This window comes from Vibrio sp. D420a (genome assembly GCF_030248625.1).
GTDB classification, from domain to species: domain Bacteria; phylum Pseudomonadota; class Gammaproteobacteria; order Enterobacterales; family Vibrionaceae; genus Vibrio; species Vibrio fortis_A.
This window is the reverse complement of sequence record NZ_JAHGAN010000044.1, coordinates 34166-55000: the sequence shown is the minus strand read 5'-3', so window position 1 is coordinate 55000 and position 20835 is coordinate 34166. Positions and strand designations below refer to the sequence as shown.

General features: G+C 45.0%; 20 protein-coding genes. 17 read left to right on the top strand and 3 right to left on the bottom strand.

What is annotated here, in order from left to right:
* Window positions 1-90: 90 nt before the first annotated feature.
* The 3 genes from uvrA to KI743_RS21910 all read right to left on the bottom strand — a co-directional run bounded on the left by uvrA (window position 91) and on the right by KI743_RS21910 (window position 4731).
* The gene (gene uvrA, locus KI743_RS21920; RefSeq protein WP_152468072.1) at window positions 91-2922 is read right to left on the bottom strand and encodes an excinuclease ABC subunit UvrA; all 2832 of its coding nucleotides are present in this window, start codon (window positions 2920-2922) and stop codon (window positions 91-93) included.
* Window positions 2923-3061: 139 nt separating this feature from the next.
* Entirely contained in the window at window positions 3062-3934 is an 873-nt protein-coding gene (gene galU / locus KI743_RS21915) for a UTP--glucose-1-phosphate uridylyltransferase GalU (protein WP_032552987.1), read from the bottom strand.
* Window positions 3935-4083: 149 nt separating this feature from the next.
* On the bottom strand, window positions 4084-4731 hold the full coding sequence (locus KI743_RS21910) for a LuxR C-terminal-related transcriptional regulator (protein WP_032552988.1): 648 nt from the start codon (window positions 4729-4731) through the stop codon (window positions 4084-4086).
* 281 nt (window positions 4732-5012) lie between these two features.
* Here KI743_RS21910 and KI743_RS21905 point away from each other — a divergent pair, with 281 nt between their 5' ends.
* From KI743_RS21905 to KI743_RS21825, 17 genes are all read left to right on the top strand, one after another.
* The gene (locus KI743_RS21905; protein ID WP_032552989.1) at window positions 5013-5561 is read left to right on the top strand and encodes a single-stranded DNA-binding protein; all 549 of its coding nucleotides are present in this window, start codon (window positions 5013-5015) and stop codon (window positions 5559-5561) included.
* A 162-nt stretch (window positions 5562-5723) separates the two neighbouring features.
* Window positions 5724-7739 (top strand): RNase E specificity factor CsrD, encoded by a 2016-nt coding sequence (gene csrD, locus KI743_RS21900; protein ID WP_285468168.1) that lies wholly within the window; start codon window positions 5724-5726, stop codon window positions 7737-7739.
* Between the two features lie 2 nt (window positions 7740-7741).
* Window positions 7742-9175 (top strand): MSHA biogenesis protein MshI, encoded by a 1434-nt coding sequence (locus KI743_RS21895; RefSeq protein WP_285468166.1) that lies wholly within the window; start codon window positions 7742-7744, stop codon window positions 9173-9175.
* Between the two features lie 2 nt (window positions 9176-9177).
* Window positions 9178-9825, top strand: coding sequence for a type 4a pilus biogenesis protein PilO (gene pilO, locus KI743_RS21890; protein WP_285468164.1), 648 nt, complete (start codon window positions 9178-9180; stop codon window positions 9823-9825).
* A complete protein-coding gene (locus KI743_RS21885) occupies window positions 9818-10153 on the top strand; it encodes an MSHA biogenesis protein MshK (protein ID WP_285468163.1) in 336 nt (111 codons plus the stop codon). Before pilO ends, KI743_RS21885 begins: the two co-directional genes overlap by 8 nt.
* Window positions 10154-10168: 15 nt before the next feature.
* Window positions 10169-11830 carry a pilus (MSHA type) biogenesis protein MshL gene (gene mshL / locus KI743_RS21880; protein ID WP_150870752.1) on the top strand — a complete coding sequence of 554 codons (1662 nt, stop codon included), beginning with the start codon at window positions 10169-10171 and terminating at the stop codon, window positions 11828-11830.
* Window positions 11831-11873: 43 nt separating this feature from the next.
* Entirely contained in the window at window positions 11874-12719 is an 846-nt protein-coding gene (locus tag KI743_RS21875; RefSeq protein ID WP_285468162.1) for an ExeA family protein, read from the top strand.
* The gene (locus tag KI743_RS21870; RefSeq protein ID WP_285468159.1) at window positions 12716-13903 is read left to right on the top strand and encodes a lipopolysaccharide assembly protein LapB; all 1188 of its coding nucleotides are present in this window, start codon (window positions 12716-12718) and stop codon (window positions 13901-13903) included. Before KI743_RS21875 ends, KI743_RS21870 begins: the two co-directional genes overlap by 4 nt.
* On the top strand, window positions 13893-15617 hold the full coding sequence (locus KI743_RS21865; protein WP_285468158.1) for a GspE/PulE family protein: 1725 nt from the start codon (window positions 13893-13895) through the stop codon (window positions 15615-15617). Before KI743_RS21870 ends, KI743_RS21865 begins: the two co-directional genes overlap by 11 nt.
* An 11-nt stretch (window positions 15618-15628) precedes the next feature.
* Complete coding sequence (locus KI743_RS21860; RefSeq protein ID WP_285468157.1) at window positions 15629-16852, top strand: type II secretion system F family protein; 1224 nt, start codon at window positions 15629-15631, stop codon at window positions 16850-16852.
* Between the two features lie 3 nt (window positions 16853-16855).
* Window positions 16856-17308, top strand: a complete 453-nt coding sequence (locus tag KI743_RS21855; RefSeq protein ID WP_285468156.1) for an MSHA biogenesis protein MshF — start codon at window positions 16856-16858, stop codon at window positions 17306-17308.
* Window positions 17309-17390: 82 nt separating this feature from the next.
* On the top strand, window positions 17391-17966 hold the full coding sequence (locus KI743_RS21850; RefSeq protein ID WP_285468154.1) for a prepilin-type N-terminal cleavage/methylation domain-containing protein: 576 nt from the start codon (window positions 17391-17393) through the stop codon (window positions 17964-17966).
* 32 nt (window positions 17967-17998) lie between these two features.
* Entirely contained in the window at window positions 17999-18475 is a 477-nt protein-coding gene (locus KI743_RS21845) for a type II secretion system protein (RefSeq protein ID WP_285468152.1), read from the top strand.
* 142 nt (window positions 18476-18617) lie between these two features.
* Window positions 18618-19109 (top strand): prepilin-type N-terminal cleavage/methylation domain-containing protein, encoded by a 492-nt coding sequence (locus KI743_RS21840; protein ID WP_285468151.1) that lies wholly within the window; start codon window positions 18618-18620, stop codon window positions 19107-19109.
* Entirely contained in the window at window positions 19106-19675 is a 570-nt protein-coding gene (locus KI743_RS21835; RefSeq protein ID WP_285468150.1) for a prepilin-type N-terminal cleavage/methylation domain-containing protein, read from the top strand. The genes KI743_RS21840 and KI743_RS21835 overlap by 4 nt, the downstream gene beginning before the upstream one ends.
* Window positions 19675-20415, top strand: coding sequence for a prepilin-type N-terminal cleavage/methylation domain-containing protein (locus KI743_RS21830; RefSeq protein ID WP_285468149.1), 741 nt, complete (start codon window positions 19675-19677; stop codon window positions 20413-20415). The genes KI743_RS21835 and KI743_RS21830 overlap by 1 nt, the downstream gene beginning before the upstream one ends.
* Window positions 20405-20833, top strand: coding sequence for an MSHA biogenesis protein MshP (locus tag KI743_RS21825; protein ID WP_285468147.1), 429 nt, complete (start codon window positions 20405-20407; stop codon window positions 20831-20833). The genes KI743_RS21830 and KI743_RS21825 overlap by 11 nt, the downstream gene beginning before the upstream one ends.
* Window positions 20834-20835: the final 2 nt, after the last annotated feature.

The window sequence follows — 20835 nt, the reverse complement described above, 5'->3', positions numbered from 1 at the left end:
TTAACCTTATAAAAACGGGGCTTGTCCAATTAGAACAAGCCCCCGATACTTTAACACTTTTCGTCTTATTCGCTGAGCGCTATTGTAGACCTATTTCATAGTTAACATAGGCTTAAGAAAGCGAGCTGTGTGAGAGCCTTCGACCAACGCCACATCTTCAGGCGTGCCAGCAGCAATAATTTCACCACCGCCTTGGCCACCTTCTGGGCCTAAGTCGATGATCCAGTCTGCGGTTTTAATCACATCCAAGTTGTGTTCGATGACTACGACTGTGTTTCCGTGATCACGCAGACGGTGCAGAACAGTCAATAGCTGTTGGATATCGTGGAAGTGAAGACCTGTAGTCGGCTCATCTAGGATGTACAGAGTCTTGCCTGTATCACGCTTAGATAGCTCACGAGCCAATTTAACACGCTGTGCTTCACCACCAGACAACGTTGTCGCGGCTTGTCCAAGTCGAATATATGATAAGCCCACATCCATTAATGTTTGGAGCTTACGTGCGATCACTGGAACTGGGTTAAAGAATTCACGAGCATCTTCGACTGTCATCTCTAATACTTCATCGATGGTTTTGCCTTTATAGCGTACTTCCAGTGTTTCACGGTTATAGCGTTTTCCCTTACATACATCACAAGGAACGTATACATCTGGTAAGAAGTGCATTTCGACTTTAATTACACCATCACCCTGACAGGCTTCACAGCGTCCACCTCGAACGTTGAAGCTAAAGCGGCCAGGCTTATAACCACGAGAACGTGCTTCTTGTGTACCCGAAAACAGTTCACGAATTGGTGTGAAGATACCGGTATAGGTCGCTGGGTTAGAACGTGGCGTGCGTCCAATTGGGCTTTGGTCGATATCGATAACCTTATCGAAATGCTCTAAACCTTTTATCTTCTTATATGGTGCAGGAACTGCAGTTGTGGCACCGTTAAGCTGCGTGTGGGCGATCTTAAAGAAGGTATCGTTAATCAGAGTTGATTTGCCAGAACCTGACACACCCGTAATACAGCTGAACAGGCCGACAGGAATTGTCGCTGTCACCTCTTTAAGGTTGTTGCCTGTCGCGCCAATCAGCTCTACGACTTTCTTCTTGTCGATTGGAGTACGCTCTTTTGGTACTGCAATTTCTTTTACGCCACTGAGGTACTGGCCAGTCAAAGAGTTTGGATTGTCGATGATCTCTTGCATGGTGCCTTCGGCTACAACATTACCACCATGAACACCAGCGCCCGGACCAATATCAATCACGTGATCGGCACAGCGAATCGCATCTTCATCATGCTCTACCACTAAAACGGTGTTACCAAGATCGCGAAGGTGTACGAGAGTCTGTAGTAGTCGCTCGTTATCGCGCTGGTGGAGACCAATGGAAGGTTCATCCAAAACATACATAACGCCAACTAGACCTGCACCAATTTGGCTTGCAAGTCGGATTCGTTGCGCTTCACCACCTGAAAGTGTCTCTGCGCTGCGCGATAGGTTGAGATAGTTCAAGCCAACGTTGACCAAGAAGTGTAGGCGGTCGTTGATCTCTTTCATTACCTTTTCGGCAATTTGTGCGCGCTGACCGCTCAATTGCAGGTTTTGGAAGAATGCCAAGGCATCAGCAATACTCAGTTCAACAATCTGTGGCAAGGTGGTATCACCAATAAATACATTGCGCGCTTCGAGTCTTAGGCGGGTACCGCCACAGCTAGAACAGGACTTAGTTGAAATATACTTCGCAAGATCTTCACGAACTGAGTTCGACTCAGTATCACGGTAGCGTCTCTCTAACGTATTCAGAATACCTTCAAACGGGTGACGCTTAACTCGAATATCGCCACGATCATTGATGTATTTGAATTCAACCTCTGTGCGACCCGATCCTTTCAAGATGATGTCTTGAGTTTTCTTTGGCAAAGAGTTGAACGGCGCAAACAGATCAAATCCGTAGTGCTCAGCGAGCGAAGTGAGCATTTGGAAATAGTAATAGTTCTTTTGATCCCAACCTTTAATGGCACCGTCGGCAATACTTAGGTTGTCGTCAACAATAATGCGGCTTGGGTCGAAATATTGTTGTACACCTAGGCCATCACAGGTACCACAGGCACCAGCTGGATTGTTGAAAGAGAACAGTCGTGGCTCAAGCTCTTGCATGCTATAACCACATTTAGGACAAGCGAAGTTAGCCGAAAATACAATCTCTTCTTGATCGTTATCGTCCATCCAATCAACAACAGCGATACCGCCAGACAGCTCAAGTGTGGTCTCAAAAGACTCAGCGAGTCGTTGTTGAAGATCTGGGCGAACCTTAAAGCGATCGACCACAACTTCAATCGTATGCTTTTTATGTAGTTCTAGTGCTGGTGGATCGGAAAGATCACAGGTCTCACCGTCGATCCTTGCTCGAATGAAGCCTTGAGCTGCAAGGTTTTGCAGCGTCTTAACATGCTCACCCTTACGCTCTTTAACGATAGGAGCAAGCAGCATCATCTTCGAGCCTTCAGGCAGTTCGAGCACTTTATCGACCATTTGACTGATGGTTTGTGCTGCAAGAGGAATATGATGATCTGGACAGCGAGGTTCACCAACGCGAGCATACAAAAGTCTCAGGTAGTCATAGACCTCTGTAATTGTTCCCACTGTTGAGCGCGGGTTATGGGATGTCGACTTTTGCTCGATAGAGATCGCCGGAGACAAGCCTTCAATGTGGTCAACATCGGGCTTTTCCATAAGGGACAAAAATTGACGAGCGTAGGCAGACAGTGACTCAACGTAACGACGCTGACCCTCTGCATACAGGGTGTCGAAAGCCAGTGAAGACTTACCAGACCCAGACAAACCCGTAATCACAATTAATTTATCTCTTGGGATTGTTAGGTTTATATCTTTGAGGTTGTGCGTGCGAGCACCCCTTACTTCAATTTTATCCATTTCAGGCAACCATGTAATTTTCAGTGGCTAAAGTATTACATAGTGTGAGTTTTGTGCAAAGTTTTACTGGATAAAAAAACAGTGCAAAAAAGGCAGCTCAGTAGAGCTGCCTTTAAACTAGAGTAAAAATGGGAAGTGATTACGCTTCTTTCTTGGTTGAGTGTTTGTCTAGCTCAACTTTCTGTGCGTCTTTTTTGTATAGGTTTTCGTAGCAGAAGTTCGTTGCTTCGATATAGCCTTCAACGCTACCGCAGTCGAAGCGTTTACCTTTAAATTTGTACGCAAGTACACAACCAGCTTGGGCCTGTTTTAGTAGCGCATCGGTGATTTGAATTTCGCCGCCTTTACCAGGTTCTGTGTTCTCAATCAGTTCGAAGATATCTGGAGTCAGAATGTAGCGACCAATGATAGCGAGGTTGCTCGGAGCAGTACCTTGCTCTGGTTTCTCTACCATGTCATCAACACGGTAAAGGTCGTCTTTAATCATCTCACCTGAAATCACACCGTATTTGTGTGTTTCGTCTGCTGGCACTTCTTGTACCGCAACAATTGAACAGCGGAACTGTTTGTAAAGAGCGACCATCTGCGCAAGTACACCTTGCTGCTCGTTTACACATAAGTCATCAGCCAGTACCACAGCAAACGGTTCGTCACCTACTAGCTCACGACCAGTTAAGATTGCGTGACCTAAGCCCTTCATTTCACGCTGACGAATATAGGTGAAGTTTGCTGCTTCAATGGTTTCACGAATGTTGTATAGCAGTTCTTCTTTATTAGTACCGCTGATTTGGTGTTCAAGTTCGTAGTTCTTGTCGAAGTGGTCCATGATCGAGTGCTTACCACGGCCTGTTACGATACACATGCCGTCCATGCCCGCTTCAATTGCTTCTTCAACGCCATATTCGATGAGCGGTTTGCTCACAACAGGCATCATCTCTTTTGGCATCGATTTAGTTGCAGGTAAGAAACGTGTACCGTAGCCAGCTGCCGGGAAAAGGCACTTTTTAATCATGGTAAAAACCCTATATCTTTAATAATTATCGAATCAGCTCAGTGTGCTGAACATTTCTGAGGGCAACTCTAGCACAGGTAATGTCGAAAATTCAGCAACAATCCGTATGCTTTATTGGAGCTGTCCTCAAAAATATTGATATTGGCAAGTTATGAAATTAGGTTCTGGTTTGCCCACGCTATAGCTTGCACTCGATTCTTTACAGCCAGTTTACGAAAGATTTGATAAAGATGGGATTTGACTGTGAACTCGCTGATAAATAGATCTTCTGCGATCTGGGTATTCGAAGCGCCAGTTTGTAGGCAGCGAATCACCTGTAATTCTCGGATAGTTAAATCGACCGTAACAGGGCAAGTGCTGATGTTGACGATATTGCGATAATAGAACAGCAATTGGCTGGTGATCTTTCTTGGTAACCAATTCTCTCCATTAATGATCCTTGTGATGCCTTCAGCTATTTTCGGTTTGGTATCGCTGCAGTAGAACAACCCTTTTAAGTGCCCAAAGCGGATGATCTCTTGAGTCTGCAGTGGCTTTTCGACATTGAAAAGAATGATTTCAAAGTTCTTCCACAGTACAGCAAGATTAGGGAAAGCCTGAAACAGGTCAGGCAGTTGCTTGTAATCGACCAAGAGGATTCGATTGCTCTGCTTTTTGTTGATGCACATTATCTCTCCTGGAGGCATTCTATACATTGGAATAGAAAGTAAATTTTCTATCTCATTGATGTACAGATGACTCTGTTCTAGGTCTAAGCATAAAAAGTGTAATGTGCGAGTATACCTCGATACTTTCATGTGAAAGCTCCTTCTACTGTTTATTGGGAAGCGTTCACACTGTCATGATGCGAATTTCATCACTAGTCGCTTTGTTATGACTTGCGTTGAATATCAATTCACCACGTAAATGAGTGGTTTGTAAGTGGCGAAAAAAACAACACTCGTCTGAATATCATGATTTGTTACGTTTTTATTCTTTCGATTCAATAGAGAATCGGATTGCGATTTATCACTGTTAAAAAGCGTGTTATTCTTATGCGCTAAAATTTTCAAGACTATGAGTTTAGACGGAGCAAATCATGGCTAGCCGTGGAGTTAACAAAGTTATATTAGTGGGTAACCTAGGTAATGACCCTGAAATTCGTTACATGCCAAATGGCGGTGCAGTAGCGAACATTACCATTGCAACGTCAGAATCATGGCGTGATAAAGCAACTGGCGAACAGCGCGAGAAAACAGAGTGGCACCGTGTGGCTCTGTTTGGCAAGCTAGCAGAAGTTGCAGGTGAATACCTACGTAAAGGTTCTCAAGTTTACATTGAAGGCCAACTGCAAACGCGTAAATGGCAAGATCAAAGCGGTCAAGATCGCTACACAACGGAAGTTGTTGTTCAAGGCTTTAACGGCGTAATGCAAATGCTAGGCGGTCGTGCTCAAGGTGGCGCACCAGCTCAAGGCGGTATGGGCGGCCAACAGCAGCAAGGTGGTTGGGGTCAACCTCAGCAACCACAACAGCAGCAATACAGTGCACCTGCTCAGCAGCAAGCACCTCAACAACAAGCTCCACAACAGGCTCAACCTCAATACAATGAGCCACCAATGGATTTTGATGACGACATCCCGTTCTAAACTCTGTTTTTCGTAAATCAGAAAACAAAGTATTAAAATGGAAAAGCCGCGTTTGTCGCGGCTTTTTGCTACCCAAAACTCTTAACGCTTTATTTACAACCGCAAAATATAGTATAACGTAGCAGTACGGTATAATGTGAGTTGAAAAGGATTTCGTTATTCATGAGATATACCCCGACCCTTAAGTTGAGCACCCGCTTGGTTGCATTCGTTACTGTTATTGTTATCAGTGCGATGTTTATTTTATTTATCGGGGGCACACTCTCATTCAAGCGCATTGGGCAAGAGTATCTCGATCACTATTTGGTCGGGATTGTTGATGTCGTGGATAAAGAAATGGAAGATCCAGACGCTGCTTATTCTATGCAGCGTTGGATGCCTAAAATGTTGCAAGCCAGCAATATCGTCGAGATGAAACTCTCTAACTCCACCGGTATTGTTTATCGTTTCAAAGATACTTCCCCACAAATCGACCCGAATCGTCTCTATGAGCGCACCTTTATATTAGAGCGAAATACTGGTTATCAAATCGAATTTAAGGCACTCCCTCCATACATTGGCTATAACTATTCAATGGAAGCAATGTGGTCGATCACCTTAGCGGTGGCTTTGATCATTTTCTGTTTAGCAAGAGGCGTGCAATGGCTTAAAGAGCAATTAATGGGCTCTGAAATGCTCGAAGAGCGTGGACGAATGATTCTTGCTGGGCAAGTGGAATCTCACGCTAAGGGGGATGAGCGTGAGTGGCCATATACTGCCAGTGAAGCCCTTGATGTCTTAATTGAAGAACTGCAAGACGCCCGCCAAGAACGCAGTCGTTTTGATACCTTTATTCGCACACACACCTTCTTAGATAAGCTCACTGGCACGGCTAATCGGGTACTTTTCGATAACAAACTGGAATCGGCTCTGCATGAGAGCGGTGCGCGTGGTGGTGTGCTGCTTATCCGTATCGAAGAGTGGGAACAAGTTCGAGACAGTAATGAAAAGCAAGTAACCGACGCCTTTATCGTTGAAGTCGGTGAAGTATTGTCCAATATCGTCCAACGTTACCCTGATGTTATTTTCTCTCGATACTACGATGCGGACTTTGCCGTGTTTATTCCTCATCAAGGTAGTAAAGATATTGCGACACTGGCTGCCCAATGTTTGAGACAACTCGATAAATTGTCACCACCGGAGCCGCTAGATGTGGATAATTGGTGCCACATCGGTGTGACCATGTATGCCGAAGGCGAGCGCCACAGCCAGATTATGGATGAAGCGGAGACGGCACTGAAAAGTGCTCAGTTAGAGCGAAGTAATAACTGGAGTCGTTACCCTAAACTGAATAAGAATGAGTTGGATCGTGGCAGTGTTCGTTGGCGAACATTATTGGATAAGGCATTGCAGCCGGAAAACTTAGTAATCTTTGCGCAGCAGTGTTATCTTACGTCCAATAAAGGGCAAGTTCATGAATTACATAGAGAAATATTCGCAAGGATTCAAGATCCAGAGAAAGGCTTACTCAAATCTTCTCGATTTATGCCAGCAGTAGAGCAGATTGGGTATCAAGCACAAATGGATCAATCAGTTTTGCGTGTTTTATTGAAGTCGGTAAAAGAATCCTCGAAACTGATGAATTACTCTATTAACCTAAATGTCACTCCTTTTGCGAATAAGCAGCACTTTAAGTGGTTTAGAAGTGAGTTATTACAGCTTTCAACTCAGCAACGAGCGCATTTAGGGTTTGAATTTTCAGAAGGTCATGTGATCGCTCACTTAGATTACATGAGGCCCGTCGCCAAAATGCTAAAAGGGCTCGGATGCAAAGTGACAGTCGGTCAAGCGGGTCGAACGATTGTCAGCACTCACTATATTAAAGATTTGAAAGTCGATTTCATTAAGCTACACAGAAGCTTGGTTAAGAAGATCGATCAAAGGCATGAAAATCAACTGTTTGTACGCAGTTTGATTGGAGCTTGTGGAGACTCTCCAACGCAGGTAATTGCAGTTGGTGTAGAAACGAATTCAGAGAAAAATGCTCTGCTTGAGTTGGGAATCCACGGCTATCAAGGACGATTGTTTGATGAAGAGAGGCAAATTATTCCGGTACCTCAACCGAATAAGCCTAAAGTAAAAACAGAGTCGGTAGTTAAAGTTGGCCGAAGAAATCGATGGCGTAAGAGTAGTAGTTAACCATGAAGTTAAAAGCGATTTTAAATAAGATAAAGCCAGCCCAAAACGGCACCCAAGCTCAAGTGGTGTTATTAAGCAGCGACGCTGTTTATGTTTCAGCAGCGGACAAGAGTGTTATTGCTACGCCAATCATGAATGGTGATTGGGAGAGTGCACTGAAAAAGTCACTGGCAAGTGATGCTTTCAATAGCGCTAGCTTGCAGTTAATCGTGAGCTCTAGCTACTACCAGACCTATCAAATTGATAAGCCGGAAATCCCTGAGAGTGAGTGGCCGGTTGCATTACCTTTCCTACTCAAAGATCTAGTGTCAGAACGTGTCACTGAGATCACCGCAAGCGCCGTTGCTTTACCAACGTCGAACAAACTTCAAGTTTATGTTCTTGCGAAAAAGCTACTTGATAAACTACTTAGTGTGGCAAGCCAAGCTCAAGTAACACTCAACGGTGTGGCGCCTGAGGATGAACTTTGGGGTTACAGTGCGGGCGAGCTATCGAACTTTATCTTGTTGCAACGCAGCAAAAATGCTCACTTCAAACTGGGTGCTTTTGTCGATCATACCGTGTGCTTTCAGCGCTCCATTCGTAGCGTAGTACCGCCGTTAACTGGAGTCGCTTCGAGTGCTCTTCAAATGGATGGTCTAGCGCTTGAACTGCAACGTTCAATTGATTACCTCTCTTCACAGATTAAAGGTGTTCAGTTACGACAGCTAAAAATATGTTGTGATGAAGAGGACGAAGCGGAGCTAAAAGAGGCGTTATCTAATACCCTAAGTTCTAGTGTATCTTTGATCAGTGAGAATGGGCGCGAAAGTTCCGAATCACTGCTTGTAGAGCTCGCTCAAGCGCACTCTGAATTCAAAGTTAATCTCTATCCTGAGCATTTAAAACCGAAAAAAGAGTACTTTACTCTTACTAACGTCGCAGCATCTTGGGCTTTAGTTTCTGCTGTTATGCTCGCAGCTTATGGTTTTATGCACTATCAAACAATTCATATTGATGATGAACTGATTGTTCTTCAACAAAAATCTAATCAATTAAACAGTCAGGTGAAGCAGCTTAATGTTGAATTAGCCCAGCATAAGCCTTCTCCAGAGAAAGTAGCCGCCGTTGAGCGTCTCAAACGTGAGATTCAAGCTAAAAAAGACGCCCTACTGGCTGTAGGTCAATACGACGAAAGCCAACAGATCGGGTATTCTGGCGTCATGAACGCTCTGGCTAAATTGGGGCGCAATGATATCTCGCTTTCTCGCATTTATATGACTCATGATTCTCTCGATCTTTCAGGACTCGCTCGCTCTGCCGAGGTGATTCCTAATTGGGTTGGGCAGTTCAAAAATGAGCTTAATCTCGTGGGGCGCGCGTTTGAAAAACTGAAGATTGGTCGTAATGACCAAGATGTTGTGACGTTTGAATTAAGCACCCGTAGGGAGAAATAGTAATGCAAAGGTGGGAGCAGTATAGCGATAAATTCTTAGCGCTAAGCTCAAGAGAGAAATGGCTGGTTTTGCTGTGTGGTTTCGTCGGCCTGTTTATGCTCCTATTCAGTGTATTGGTCGAACCTGCATACAATGATTTACAAGCTAAGCGTGCAAAGAGCATGAGTTTGACCCAGTCAAATCAAAGGCTCGAGGGTGAGTTGTTAGTGCTACAAGCCAAGCTCAATAGAAACCCCGATAAAGAGATCGATATTGAGTTCAAATCGCTGATGGCTCAGAGCCAAGAGCTTTCGATGGATCTGGCTCAGATGATTGATAGCTTGATCTCGCCGTCACAAATGACAGAGTTGTTAGAGAGTGTTTTGAGTTCTGGCAAAGGTTTAAAGCTAGCGTCGTTGGAGTCATTAAAGCCTGAGCCCATTTCAAACAAAAAAGGCACCAGCGAATACTCGGGGTACTACGTACATCCGGTTCGCATGGAACTAACGGGTTCGTACTTCGATATCTCTGCTTATCTGCAAGCTCTGGAGTCTCTTCCCGTTCGCTATTATTGGCGAACCTTTCAATACAAGGTAGAAGAGTATCCACAAGCTCGTTTGGTATTTGAGGTTTACACATTAGGGACAAGACAGGAGTTCATTGGTGGTTAGAGTTCTTTTGCTGTCTCTGCTGTTTTTCAGCTCATCGGTACTGGCCGAACAAGACCCAACTGCGCCGCTAGGGTGGTTGGTTCCTAAAGAGCAGAAAGCAGCACCCGTTAAAAAAGCCCCAACTCGTTATCGCTTACCTTCATTGCAGAGCATAGTTTGTAAGGGTGAAAGCCCATGCTATGCCATCTTAAATGGTCAGGTTGTCTCGCAAGGCGAGGTGGTTCGTGGGTACAAGGTAAAAAAAATAGATTCAGAATACGTCACTCTTCAGAGAAGTACTCAGCAGTGGAAGTTAGAGCTGTTCTCTTTGGATATTAAGAAGAATTAAGGTTTGAGTGAAGACATGCGTAAACTTGTAGTAGCAATTCTAGTTTCATCTTTAGTTGGTTGTTCCATGGGCCATCGTGATCCTGTGGAGATCAAAGAGTCTTTGAATGAATCCATTAATGAAGCCAATAGCCGCGCACTGAGCGAGCTGCCATCGTCGGTGCAAGACGATCTGATGCCGCAGTTTGACGATGATCCAATGTCGCCAAGTATGGAAACGGTTAAGCGTTTTCGTATTCAAGCCAATCGTGTTGATGCTCGAGCTTTCTTCGCGAGCCTAGTAAAAGGTACTGAATTTAGTGCTGCGATTCACCCAAGTGTTACGGGCAACATTACCGTTAATCTCACCGACGTAACCTTGGATGAAGTACTGTCTGTCGTACAAGATCTTTACGGCTACGATATCGAGAAGCGCGGTAAGGTTATCCAAATCTTCCCTGCTGGCCTGCGTACAGTGACTATCCCTGTTGATTACTTGCAGCTTAAGCGAGCAGGTCGCTCATTGACGACGATTACAACGGGTACCATCACTAACTCAGACTCGAATTCATCGAGCTCTTCTAGTTCAAGCTCTAGCTCAAACAGCTCCTCTACGTCTTCAAACTCTTCGTCATCGACAGGTGGTACTGAGATTGAAACGACTTCAGAAAGCGATTTCTGGCCTCAATTAGAAGCGGCGGTGACCCACTTAATCGGCAGCGGTAATGGCCAAAGCGTTGTCGTGACACCTCAAGCAAGTGTGATTACGGTACGAGCTTACCCAGACGAGATTCGCGAAGTGCGTCAGTTCTTGGGTATTTCTCAAGAACGCTTGCAACGCCAAGTTATCTTGGAAGCTAAGATCTTAGAAGTGACATTGAGTGACGGTTACCAACAAGGTATCAACTGGACCAAGATGTTCTCATCAAATGGCACGAATTACACCATTGGTACTGGCAACATTGTTAAAGACACTGCGGGTGCTATCACTCCTGTGACGCTGCCGGGGCTTGATCCTGTTGGTGCACTGTTAGGTGGTCAATCAAATATTGTTGTCTCTGGTGGCAGCTTTGAAGCGGTGTTGAGCTTTATGGGTACTCAAGGTGACCTGAACGTACTTTCTAGCCCACGAGTGACGGCATCCAATAACCAAAAAGCAGTGATCAAAGTCGGTACTGATGAGTACTACGTGACGGATCTTTCGAGCGCTGTAGGCAGCGGCGATAATGCTAACGTTGCGCCAGAAGTCGAGCTAACACCATTCTTCTCTGGCATTTCTCTCGATGTTACGCCTCAGATTGATGACAAAGGCAATGTGTTCCTTCACGTTCACCCTGCGGTTATTGATGTGAGTGAGGAGACTAAATCTCTTAACCTTGGTTCAACCACGGGGACAGTAGAGCTGCCATTAGCAAGAAGTTCTATCCGTGAGTCAGATTCGGTGATTCGTGCGCGCAACGGTGATGTTGTTGTTATCGGCGGTTTGATGAAATCTAACGTGAGTGATGTGACCTCTAAGGTTCCATTCTTTGGTGATATTCCTGCACTTGGTCATCTATTCCGCAATACCAGCCAGCTGACGCAAAAGACTGAGCTGGTGATCTTGCTGAAGCCGACGATTGTTGGTGTGAATACATGGCAGAGTGAGCTTGAGCGTTCGCGTGATCTGTTGCAGCAATGGTTCCCTGATGAAGAGTAATCCGCAGTTTTGCGCGATGGCGGCATCACAGAGGTGAGCAGTTATGTATCAAGCTCACTTTGGTTTTGAACAGTCGCCATTCTCTCTAACGCCAAATACGGATCTTTTTTATGGCTTAGCACCGCATTTTGAAGCGATTCAGACGGTGCTTTCGGCACTCGATATGGGTGAAGGGGTCATTAAGATCACTGGTGAAGTTGGGACAGGTAAAACGATGGTTTGTCGTATGTTGATAAACCATTTAGGTGACAATACGGCATTAATCTACCTGCCTAATCCAGTGTTGTCTGGAGATGATTTGAGATACGCCGTCGCTAAAGAGCTTGGTCTCAATGTTCAAAATAAAGCTATGCTGGTGGACGAGATCCAGCATAGGTTGATTGAACTAAACCACTCCGGAAAAAGAGTGGTGGCGATTCTGGATGAAGCTCAGGCATTATCGGATGAAGCGCTAGAAACACTACGACTATTCGGTAACTTAGAGACGGAATCGACCAAGTTGCTGCAGATTGTACTGTTGGGTCAGCCTGAGCTCGAAACTCGTCTAAACGCACATCATCTAAGACAGTTTCGTCAGCGTATTTCCTTTAGCTCTTGTTTACGAACACTGAACCTTGATGAGACGGTGGCCTACATCGACAATCGAATCAGTAAGTCTGGTGGTTCATCAACTCTGTTTAGTTTGAACCACAAGAAAGCGATTTGGCGGTCTAGTAGAGGTGTACCAAGGCTTATCAATCAACTCTGTCATAAAGCGCTGTTAATGGCCTTTAGCGAACATAAGCAGACCGTAGAAAACCAGCACCTGTTTTCAGCGATGCATGAAACCTACGATGTATCGAAACCTAAGTTTAAAAAGCCAATTTTGTGGGGTTGGAGTGAATCATGAGTACCATAAATAACGCCTTATCAGAATTGGCTAAGAAAGAATCCAAGGTGGCGATTGAAGCTGCTGAGGTGCCAAAGATAAAAACACGTTCACCATGGATTTGGGTGACTGCTGGCTTCTCATTGAGTTTAGCGATGGGCGGATGGGCTGTGTCTCAAGGGTCAAGTGTTGAGTCAGAATCTGTTGCGCTAACTGGTTCGGTGAATGATGAAATAACCTCAAATGAAGCTGTTTCAGCACCAGTATTAGCAGAGTCCCCGACGAAAAAGATGGTGCTAAAAGAATCACAACCTGTGTCTGAAAAAGCACTGGATAAAGCGGACGCATCAACCTCAAATGTCAAACCAGCAACGGTATCGGTTGCCGCATCACCAGAACCTGTAAAAGTTAGCCAAGACAAAGTCAGTGTTGCAAAAACTGCTGATGTACCGATGGCTACAACGACACAAAAACCTGTGTTGTTGGCAAGCACAAAAACAACCAGCACTCAGGCGAATGAGTCAGTAACTCAAACGAAAGCTATTGCACCTGAAGCAACTTCAACTTCGGAAGACACAGCGAGTGGGATTGTCGTTGAGCAAGTCGAGCTTACTCCGGAGCAATTGGCCGCCAATGCTGTTGGCCGAGCTAAGAAGGCGCTTGATGCCAATAATCTAAATGGTGCACTTCAAGGCTTTACTGAAGCGCTTCGCTACACACCTCGTGATGAAGCAGTTAGACAGAAACTTGCGATCCTCTATTTTGGTAAAGGTGATACCCGAAGAGCCTATGAGCTTTTGCAAGCGGGCATTCGTTTGAATATCGATAGTGAAGCACTGCGATTAGGATTATCAAAACTGCTAGTCAAAGCGGATCAAGCTGAGGCGGCACTTAGCCCGTTGTTGCATTTACCTAACAATGCATCGAAAGAATACCTTGCAATGCGCGCAGCCCTAAGCCAAAAAGCTCAGCAAGAAACTATCGCGCTAGAGAGCTATCAAAAACTGACCGAAATAGAACAAGACAACGCACGCTGGTGGTTAGGTTTGGCCATTCAACAAGAGCGCCAACTGATGTTTGAACAGGCAAAACAGTCTTATCAAAATGCACTGGTTCGTGTCGGTATCTCATCACAATCTCAAAGTTTTATCCGCGATAGGCTAAAAGTAATCTCAGACCTAGAGGGCGCCAAGAATGCAAATTAGATTAAGAAAAAGACTCGGTGACCTATTAGTTGAAGAGGGCATTATTACTGAGGCGCAAGTGGAACAAGCTCTTGCTGCTCAAAAAAGCTCGGGCCGAAAGTTGGGCGATGCACTCATTGAGCTTGGATTTTTGTCTGAACAACAGATGCTGAGCTTCTTGTCGCAACAGCTTGATATTCCTCTTATCGATTTAAGCCGTGCTGCGGTCGATGTTGAAGCGGTACAACTGCTTCCAGAAGTACATGCTCGACGTCTTCGTGCGTTGGTTATTGGCAGACAGGGCGACACGCTGCGTGTTGCGATGAGTGATCCAGCGGATCTGTTCGCTCAAGAGGCACTGCTTGGCCAATTAGGTGATTACGCACTGGAGTTCGTGGTTGCTCCTGAGCGCCAATTGGTTGATGGTTTTGATCGTTATTACCGTCGCACCAAAGAGATAGCATCTTTTGCTGAGCAGTTGCATGCCGAGCACCAAGTTAATGAAGCTTTCGACTTTGATATTGCAGAAGAAGACAGCGATGAAGTTACGGTTGTTAAGCTGATTAACTCGCTGTTTGAAGATGCTATTCAGGTTGGTGCTTCCGATATCCACATTGAGCCTGATGCCAATGTATTGCGCTTGCGTCAGCGTATTGATGGGGTGTTGCACGAGACTCTGCTTAATGAAGTGAATATCGCTTCTGCTTTAGTTTTACGTTTAAAGTTGATGGCGAACCTGGATATCTCTGAGAAGCGTCTCCCACAAGATGGCCGTTTCAACATTCGTGCTAAAGGTCAATCGGTGGACATTCGTATGTCGACCATGCCAGTACAACACGGCGAATCTGTGGTTATGCGTCTACTTAACCAATCAGCAGGTCTACGTAAGTTAGAGTCTTCTGGTATTCCTGCAGACCTCTTGGTTCGCCTGCGCAAACAGCTGCGTCGACCACATGGCATGATCTTGGTAACGGGCCCAACAGGTTCTGGTAAAACAACGACTCTTTATGGTGCGCTGAGTGAGCTCAATGAGCCGGGTAAGAAGATCATCACTGCAGAAGACCCGGTGGAATATCGTCTACCGCGTATTAACCAAGTTCAAGTTAATCCTAAAATCGACCTCGACTTCTCTACTATCCTAAGAACCTTCCTACGTCAGGATCCCGACATCATCTTAATTGGTGAGATGCGTGACCATGAAACGGTTGAGATTGGTCTGCGTGCAGCATTAACTGGTCACTTAGTATTAAGTACTCTTCACACCAATGATGCTGTTGATAGTGCTCTGCGTATGATGGATATGGGGGCTCCAGGTTATTTGGTGGCCAGTGCAGTGCGTGCGGTAGTTGCTCAGCGACTGGTTCGTAAGGTGTGCAGCGACTGTAAGGTTGAGGATGAGTTGGATGATGCGCGCAAACAGTGGCTCAGTGAGCGATTCCCGAATCAGGTTTCTGCATCATTCGTAAAAGGTCGCGGTTGTCAGAACTGTAACCTAACCGGTTATCGTGGCCGAATTGGTGTCTTTGAGATGTTAGAGCTTGAACAAAATATGATGGATGCCCTACGTGCTAACGATGCAGTAGGTTTTGCTCAAACGGCAAGACGCTCTGAGAACTATAAACCACTGCTCGCATCGGCCATGGAGTTGGTGTTGCAAGGGGTAGTGAGCCTAGATGAAATCATGCACCTTGGTGAAGGTGATGCTTCTGGCTCGACAGACCCAATCTTGTTGTAGAGGTGTAGAGTATGCCAACTTATCGTTATGTTGGCCGCGGTTCTGACGGGCGTCAGGTTTCCGGCCAATTAGAGGCGAATAGCGAAGAGCTTGCTGCTGAAAGTTTGATGGGTAAGGGGATAATCCCAACCTCGATTAAGCCAGGAAAAAGTGGTGAGTCTGTATTGGAGATGGATGTCTCTAGTCTGTTCTCACCAAACGTTCCCTTAGAAGTTTTGGTGCTTTTCTGTCGTCAACTATATAGCTTGACCAAAGCTGGTGTTCCTTTGTTGCGTTCTATGAAGGGGCTCACACAGAACTGTGAGAATAAGCAACTCAAAGCTGCCCTTGAAGAGGTAAGTACCGAACTCACCAATGGTCGTGGTCTTTCAGCATCGATGCAGATGCACCCTAAAGTGTTTAGCCCGTTGTTTGTGTCTATGATCGGGGTTGGTGAAAACACGGGTCGATTGGATCAGGCCTTACTTCAACTCGCTGGTTATTATGAGCAAGAAGTCGAGACTCGTAAGCGAATCAAAACGGCGATGCGTTACCCAACGTTCGTGATCAGCTTTATCTTGGTCGCGATGTTTGTTTTGAACATCAAGGTGATCCCTCAGTTCACAACCATGTTCGCTCGTTTTGGTGTTGATCTGCCACTGCCCACTCGAATTTTGATTGGTATGTCGGACTTCTTCGTCAACTACTGGATGTTTATGGTTGGCGTAATTGTCGGTTTGATTTTCGCGTTCAAGACTTGGGTAAAAACTGATAAAGGCTTGGAGACATGGGACCGATTCCGTCTCAAGATGCCAGTGATCGGTGGCGTGGTTAATCGAGCTCTGTTATCACGCTTTTCACGAACCTTTGCTCTGATGCTTAAAGCGGGTGTGCCATTGAACCAATCTTTGGCTCTGTCAGCAGAAGCTTTGGATAACCGATTCTTAGAGTTGCGTGTCCAAGAAATGAAATCGGCGATTGAAGCGGGTAGTACCGTCTCTTCAACAGCGATTAACAGCGAAATTTTCACACCATTGGTGATACAAATGATCTCTGTGGGTGAAGAGACAGGTCGTATTGATGAGCTGCTCCTAGAAGTGTCAGACTTTTATGACCGAGAAGTGGATTACGATTTGAAAACCCTGACTGCGCGTATCGAACCTATCTTATTGGTGATTGTTGCAGGGATGGTGCTGATACTGGCTCTGGGTATTTTCTTGCCGATGTGGGGCATGCTCGATGCAATCAAAGGTTAGTGAATGATAAATAACCTACGACGCTCACGTTTTGTCATTTGGAGTGTGGTTATTCTGTCTATTATTACTGGGTTGTTATCTGCTTGGCGTTCGGTCGAAACAGAGGCGACAAACACCGCTTTGATAGTGGCGAGCAAGCGTATATTAGACCGGGCTAACCTCTATAAGCAGCAGTATCTTCTGAATGGTCATCGACAAATGAACGACTTAGGAGAGCCACTCAGTTATAGCCGAACAGGTTGGTTATTACCTATTGATCAGAGCGATGTAAGCTGTGATTATTGGTTAGAACAGTTATATCCCGATGGGCGCGTTTTAGGTTTAGATAGTCCTAAAATTGAGAACTTGAGCGATCAATTTGAGTACCACTGTCGCTACCAATATACCGAAAAACACCAAATAGAGATTTTACTCAAAGGTGAACATTTTCGCGTTATGGCCAATATTTTGGCTTAGTAAAAATATTGACAGTTTTCCTATGGTTTTATGGGCGTGCATATGTATAATGCGCATTAGTAATTAGATGAGAAGGTAGAAAATGCTTAAAAATCAAAAGGGTTTCTCCCTTGTCGAATTAGTTATCGTGATTGTGGTTGTCGGTTTATTGGCTGTGGCAGCACTACCTAAATTTTTGGATGTGACTGACGAAGCGAAAAAATCGAGCATTGAAGGTGTCGCTGGTGGCTTTGCAACAGCTGTTTTGTCGGCTCGGGCGCAATGGGAAGCAGAAGCTCGTCCAACAACGACAATTGGGGTTGAAACATACAATACTGTAAATTATGATGGTGTTGATTTTTGGTTAACAAGATCGAAGAACAGTAACAATGTAGATACTGATTTTCGTGATGGCTATCCTTGGGCAATCAATGAAGATTCAACTTCATTTCCACAAAGCCTAACTAACGTAATTTGTTCTGAGCTGATGGATAATCTACTGCAAAACCCACCAAAAGTAGGGGATGTAGATGTAGTGGCTAATGACAGCAACTACAAGTACTCAGCGGAAGCGAATACAAGCGATGCGACCTGTACTTACGTTCAACTAGAAGGTAATACTGGACATCAGTTTGTTTATGAAGTCAAAACTGGTCGTGTGACCGTAACGTTGCAGTAACACTGCATTATAAACATAGAGAGAGCTAAACTATGAAAAAACAAGGCGGTTTCACCCTAATCGAATTAGTGGTAGTGATTGTTATCCTAGGTATTCTTGCTGTAACTGCAGCACCACGTTTCCTAAATCTGCAAGATGATGCCAAAGAGGCTGCGCTTGAGGGGCTTGCTGGTGCAATGAATGGTGCTGCTGGTATTACTTTTGGTAAAGCTGCTATTTCAGGCCTAGAGGCTAGCGCAGACTCTGCGATCTCTGAAGGAAATACTACAATTGAGATCGTTTACGGCTACCCTGAGGCAACTTCTGCTGGTATCGGTGCTGCTACTGACCTAGATGGTTTCGTTGTATTGAAAGCAGGTACTGCAGCAACTGAAGGGGCGACTGTCGATTACGGTCTTCCTGGTTACACAACACAGTGTGTGCGTTACACAGCGGCAACTTCAGCAGCTCAAGCGACAGCGCGTGTAGTTGACGGTAGTTCAACTCAAAATGCGACAGTCTGCCAATAATCCAATTAATTTTAATAAAGGCCAGCACCTGCTGGCCTTTTTTCTATCTACCACACATTACTGTTAAAACAATTGGTAGTGATACCGTTTTAGATATCAATGTTTTGTATACTTGAAGTCACACCGTAGTGAGAGGTTTGTGATGAAGAAAAGTCTCCCAAGCAGTGGCTTTACCCTTGTAGAGTTGATTATTGTCATCATCATACTCGGCATTATTTCTACCTTTGCTGCGAGTCGCTTCATCGGTACTTCAAGCTTTTCTACCTTTTCTGCGCAAGAGCAAACCATTTCGGTCATCCGTCAAATTCAAGTCAATCGAATGCAGTCAAATGTGTCAGCTGCCAACGACAGCTTCCGTTTAGCCATTAATAGCGATTGCTTAGGTTCTGTCACGGCCTGTAATCTTAACCTCGCTAATTCAACTCAAAGACAACAAGCAGAAGCGCGCAGCGATCATGTTCGCGAAGATGGGATCACCTTTACTCCAGTCAACACAGTGGTTGATTTTGATCTATTAGGTAACCCTTCTGTCAGTTCAGGTGTCAACATTACCATTAATTCCACGACCTCGAGTAACAGCGCTCAGGTCTGCATTAACTCACAAGGTTATGTGAGTGAAGGAGCCTGCCTATGATACGCGTACGTGGCTTTACTCTTATAGAAAGTATCGTAGTGATTGTCGTTTTGGGTATCGCTATGGTGACTATTACTAGCTTCCTTGCCCCGCAAGTCGCAAGCTCGGCTGACCCACAATATCAAAACCGATCTGTTGCACTAGGGCAGAGCTTGATGAATCAAATTCTAGCTAGAGGTTTTGATGAACATAGTGATTTTGATGGTGGCTCAATACGCTGTGGCGACGCAGGCGCTACGTCGTGTACAGACCCAGGTGATTTAGGTGTTGATGGTACAGAATCCATGCCTGCCTCTTTTAACGATATCGATGACTACATTGGGTGTTGGTATACGGCATCAACTCAATCGGCTTGTCAATCTACGCCAACCTATGAGTTGGCTAATATCCTCGATGAAAATATTGCAGGAAGCTACGCGAACTTCCGTGTAGAAATTTCTGTGTTTTACGATCAAAACATGGATGGTGTTAACGATAATGCCATCGGTACTCTTAAGCGAGTAGAGCTCAATATATTCGGTGGCAATAACCAATATACTTTGGCTGCGTATAAGGGGAACTACTGATGAAGATTCGTGGTTTTACCCTAATTGAGATGATTGTGACCATCGTAGTGGTGGGGGTGATTGGCTTAGCCATCGCAGGTTTTGTTGAGTACGGGATGAAAGGCTACGCTGAGACCATTGACCGCCAAAAAGTCCAAGTAAAAGGACAGTTTGTGGTCGAGAAGATGTCTCGCGAGATCAGTCACGCAGTGCCCAACAGTTTTGATACAAGTATTACACCTGCCTCGGCATTTGCTCAGAAGTGCTTGACGTTTTACGCCATCAAGTATTCTGGCTTTTATCATTATGCTGAGAACAGCAATAACCTAGATTTCATTATCGGGCAAGATACTCCAACCCTCGATAACGATGATTATTTAATCATAAATCCAACTACTTATGCTGACTTGGGCGCAGGTTCGACAAAACGAATTCTAGTGTCAGGACTGGTATCTACAAATAATGTATTTACTGCGACTTCGGTTAATTTGAGCAGTCAATCGGTCGCACTACGCCACTACATATATGACAGCAGTGATTCTGTTAGTTACTGTTTAGTAAATAACACGACAGAAAACCAGGGCGTGATCGAACGTAATGGTGTAAGAGTCGCAGATAGTATTAACTACGCAGAAAGTAGTTTTAGATATGAAGAGCCAAGTTTGCAGCGTGGCGGGGTCATCCATATAGACTTAGTCCTCGAACAAAATAGTGAGATCAGTGTTTACCAACAAGATGTGCAGGTACTCAATGCGCCATAGAAAATCGAATCAACAGGGTAGTGTTTTAGTTATCGCCGTATTTGTGATTGTGGTGATGGGCTTTCTTGCTACGTCACTTGTTCAAGTTCAATGGAGCAACCACGACACTTTGACTCGTAAGCAGCTCGGTACACAAGCATGGTTGTTGGCACACTCTGCCAATGAGTGGGCTTTGACTCAGGTGTACCCACTCACCGTTTCTCCTGCAGTTTCGTCAAGTGTAAGAACGGTTTGTACCAATTTAAATGCCAATCAAGTTAGCCATGGCATGTCGACGATATGCAATGTTGACTCACTTACCTGCGATGAGATTGGGGTACTAGATGGTGTCGGATTTTTCAAGATAGAATCAACAACAACCTGTGGCTCTGGTGTTAATCAAGTACAGCGTATTCAAGAAGTTTGGGTGAGGGAGTAGTT

What these genes read in the sequence shown, in the direction of transcription:
- uvrA (WP_152468072.1), bottom strand. Translation starts at nt 2,922, where the DNA reads ATGGATAAAATTGAAGTAAGGGGTGCTCGCACGCACAACCTCAAAGAT.
- galU (WP_032552987.1), bottom strand. Translation starts at nt 3,934, where the DNA reads ATGATTAAAAAGTGCCTTTTCCCGGCAGCTGGCTACGGTACACGTTTC.
- KI743_RS21910 (WP_032552988.1), bottom strand. Translation starts at nt 4,731, where the DNA reads ATGAAAGTATCGAGGTATACTCGCACATTACACTTTTTATGCTTAGAC.
- KI743_RS21905 (WP_032552989.1), top strand. Translation starts at nt 5,013, where the DNA reads ATGGCTAGCCGTGGAGTTAACAAAGTTATATTAGTGGGTAACCTAGGT.
- csrD (WP_285468168.1), top strand. Translation starts at nt 5,724, where the DNA reads ATGAGATATACCCCGACCCTTAAGTTGAGCACCCGCTTGGTTGCATTC.
- KI743_RS21895 (WP_285468166.1), top strand. Translation starts at nt 7,742, where the DNA reads ATGAAGTTAAAAGCGATTTTAAATAAGATAAAGCCAGCCCAAAACGGC.
- pilO (WP_285468164.1), top strand. Translation starts at nt 9,178, where the DNA reads ATGCAAAGGTGGGAGCAGTATAGCGATAAATTCTTAGCGCTAAGCTCA.
- mshL (WP_150870752.1), top strand. Translation starts at nt 10,169, where the DNA reads ATGCGTAAACTTGTAGTAGCAATTCTAGTTTCATCTTTAGTTGGTTGT.
- KI743_RS21875 (WP_285468162.1), top strand. Translation starts at nt 11,874, where the DNA reads ATGTATCAAGCTCACTTTGGTTTTGAACAGTCGCCATTCTCTCTAACG.
- KI743_RS21870 (WP_285468159.1), top strand. Translation starts at nt 12,716, where the DNA reads ATGAGTACCATAAATAACGCCTTATCAGAATTGGCTAAGAAAGAATCC.
- KI743_RS21865 (WP_285468158.1), top strand. Translation starts at nt 13,893, where the DNA reads ATGCAAATTAGATTAAGAAAAAGACTCGGTGACCTATTAGTTGAAGAG.
- KI743_RS21860 (WP_285468157.1), top strand. Translation starts at nt 15,629, where the DNA reads ATGCCAACTTATCGTTATGTTGGCCGCGGTTCTGACGGGCGTCAGGTT.
- KI743_RS21855 (WP_285468156.1), top strand. Translation starts at nt 16,856, where the DNA reads ATGATAAATAACCTACGACGCTCACGTTTTGTCATTTGGAGTGTGGTT.
- KI743_RS21850 (WP_285468154.1), top strand. Translation starts at nt 17,391, where the DNA reads ATGCTTAAAAATCAAAAGGGTTTCTCCCTTGTCGAATTAGTTATCGTG.
- KI743_RS21845 (WP_285468152.1), top strand. Translation starts at nt 17,999, where the DNA reads ATGAAAAAACAAGGCGGTTTCACCCTAATCGAATTAGTGGTAGTGATT.
- KI743_RS21840 (WP_285468151.1), top strand. Translation starts at nt 18,618, where the DNA reads ATGAAGAAAAGTCTCCCAAGCAGTGGCTTTACCCTTGTAGAGTTGATT.
- KI743_RS21835 (WP_285468150.1), top strand. Translation starts at nt 19,106, where the DNA reads ATGATACGCGTACGTGGCTTTACTCTTATAGAAAGTATCGTAGTGATT.
- KI743_RS21830 (WP_285468149.1), top strand. Translation starts at nt 19,675, where the DNA reads ATGAAGATTCGTGGTTTTACCCTAATTGAGATGATTGTGACCATCGTA.
- KI743_RS21825 (WP_285468147.1), top strand. Translation starts at nt 20,405, where the DNA reads ATGCGCCATAGAAAATCGAATCAACAGGGTAGTGTTTTAGTTATCGCC.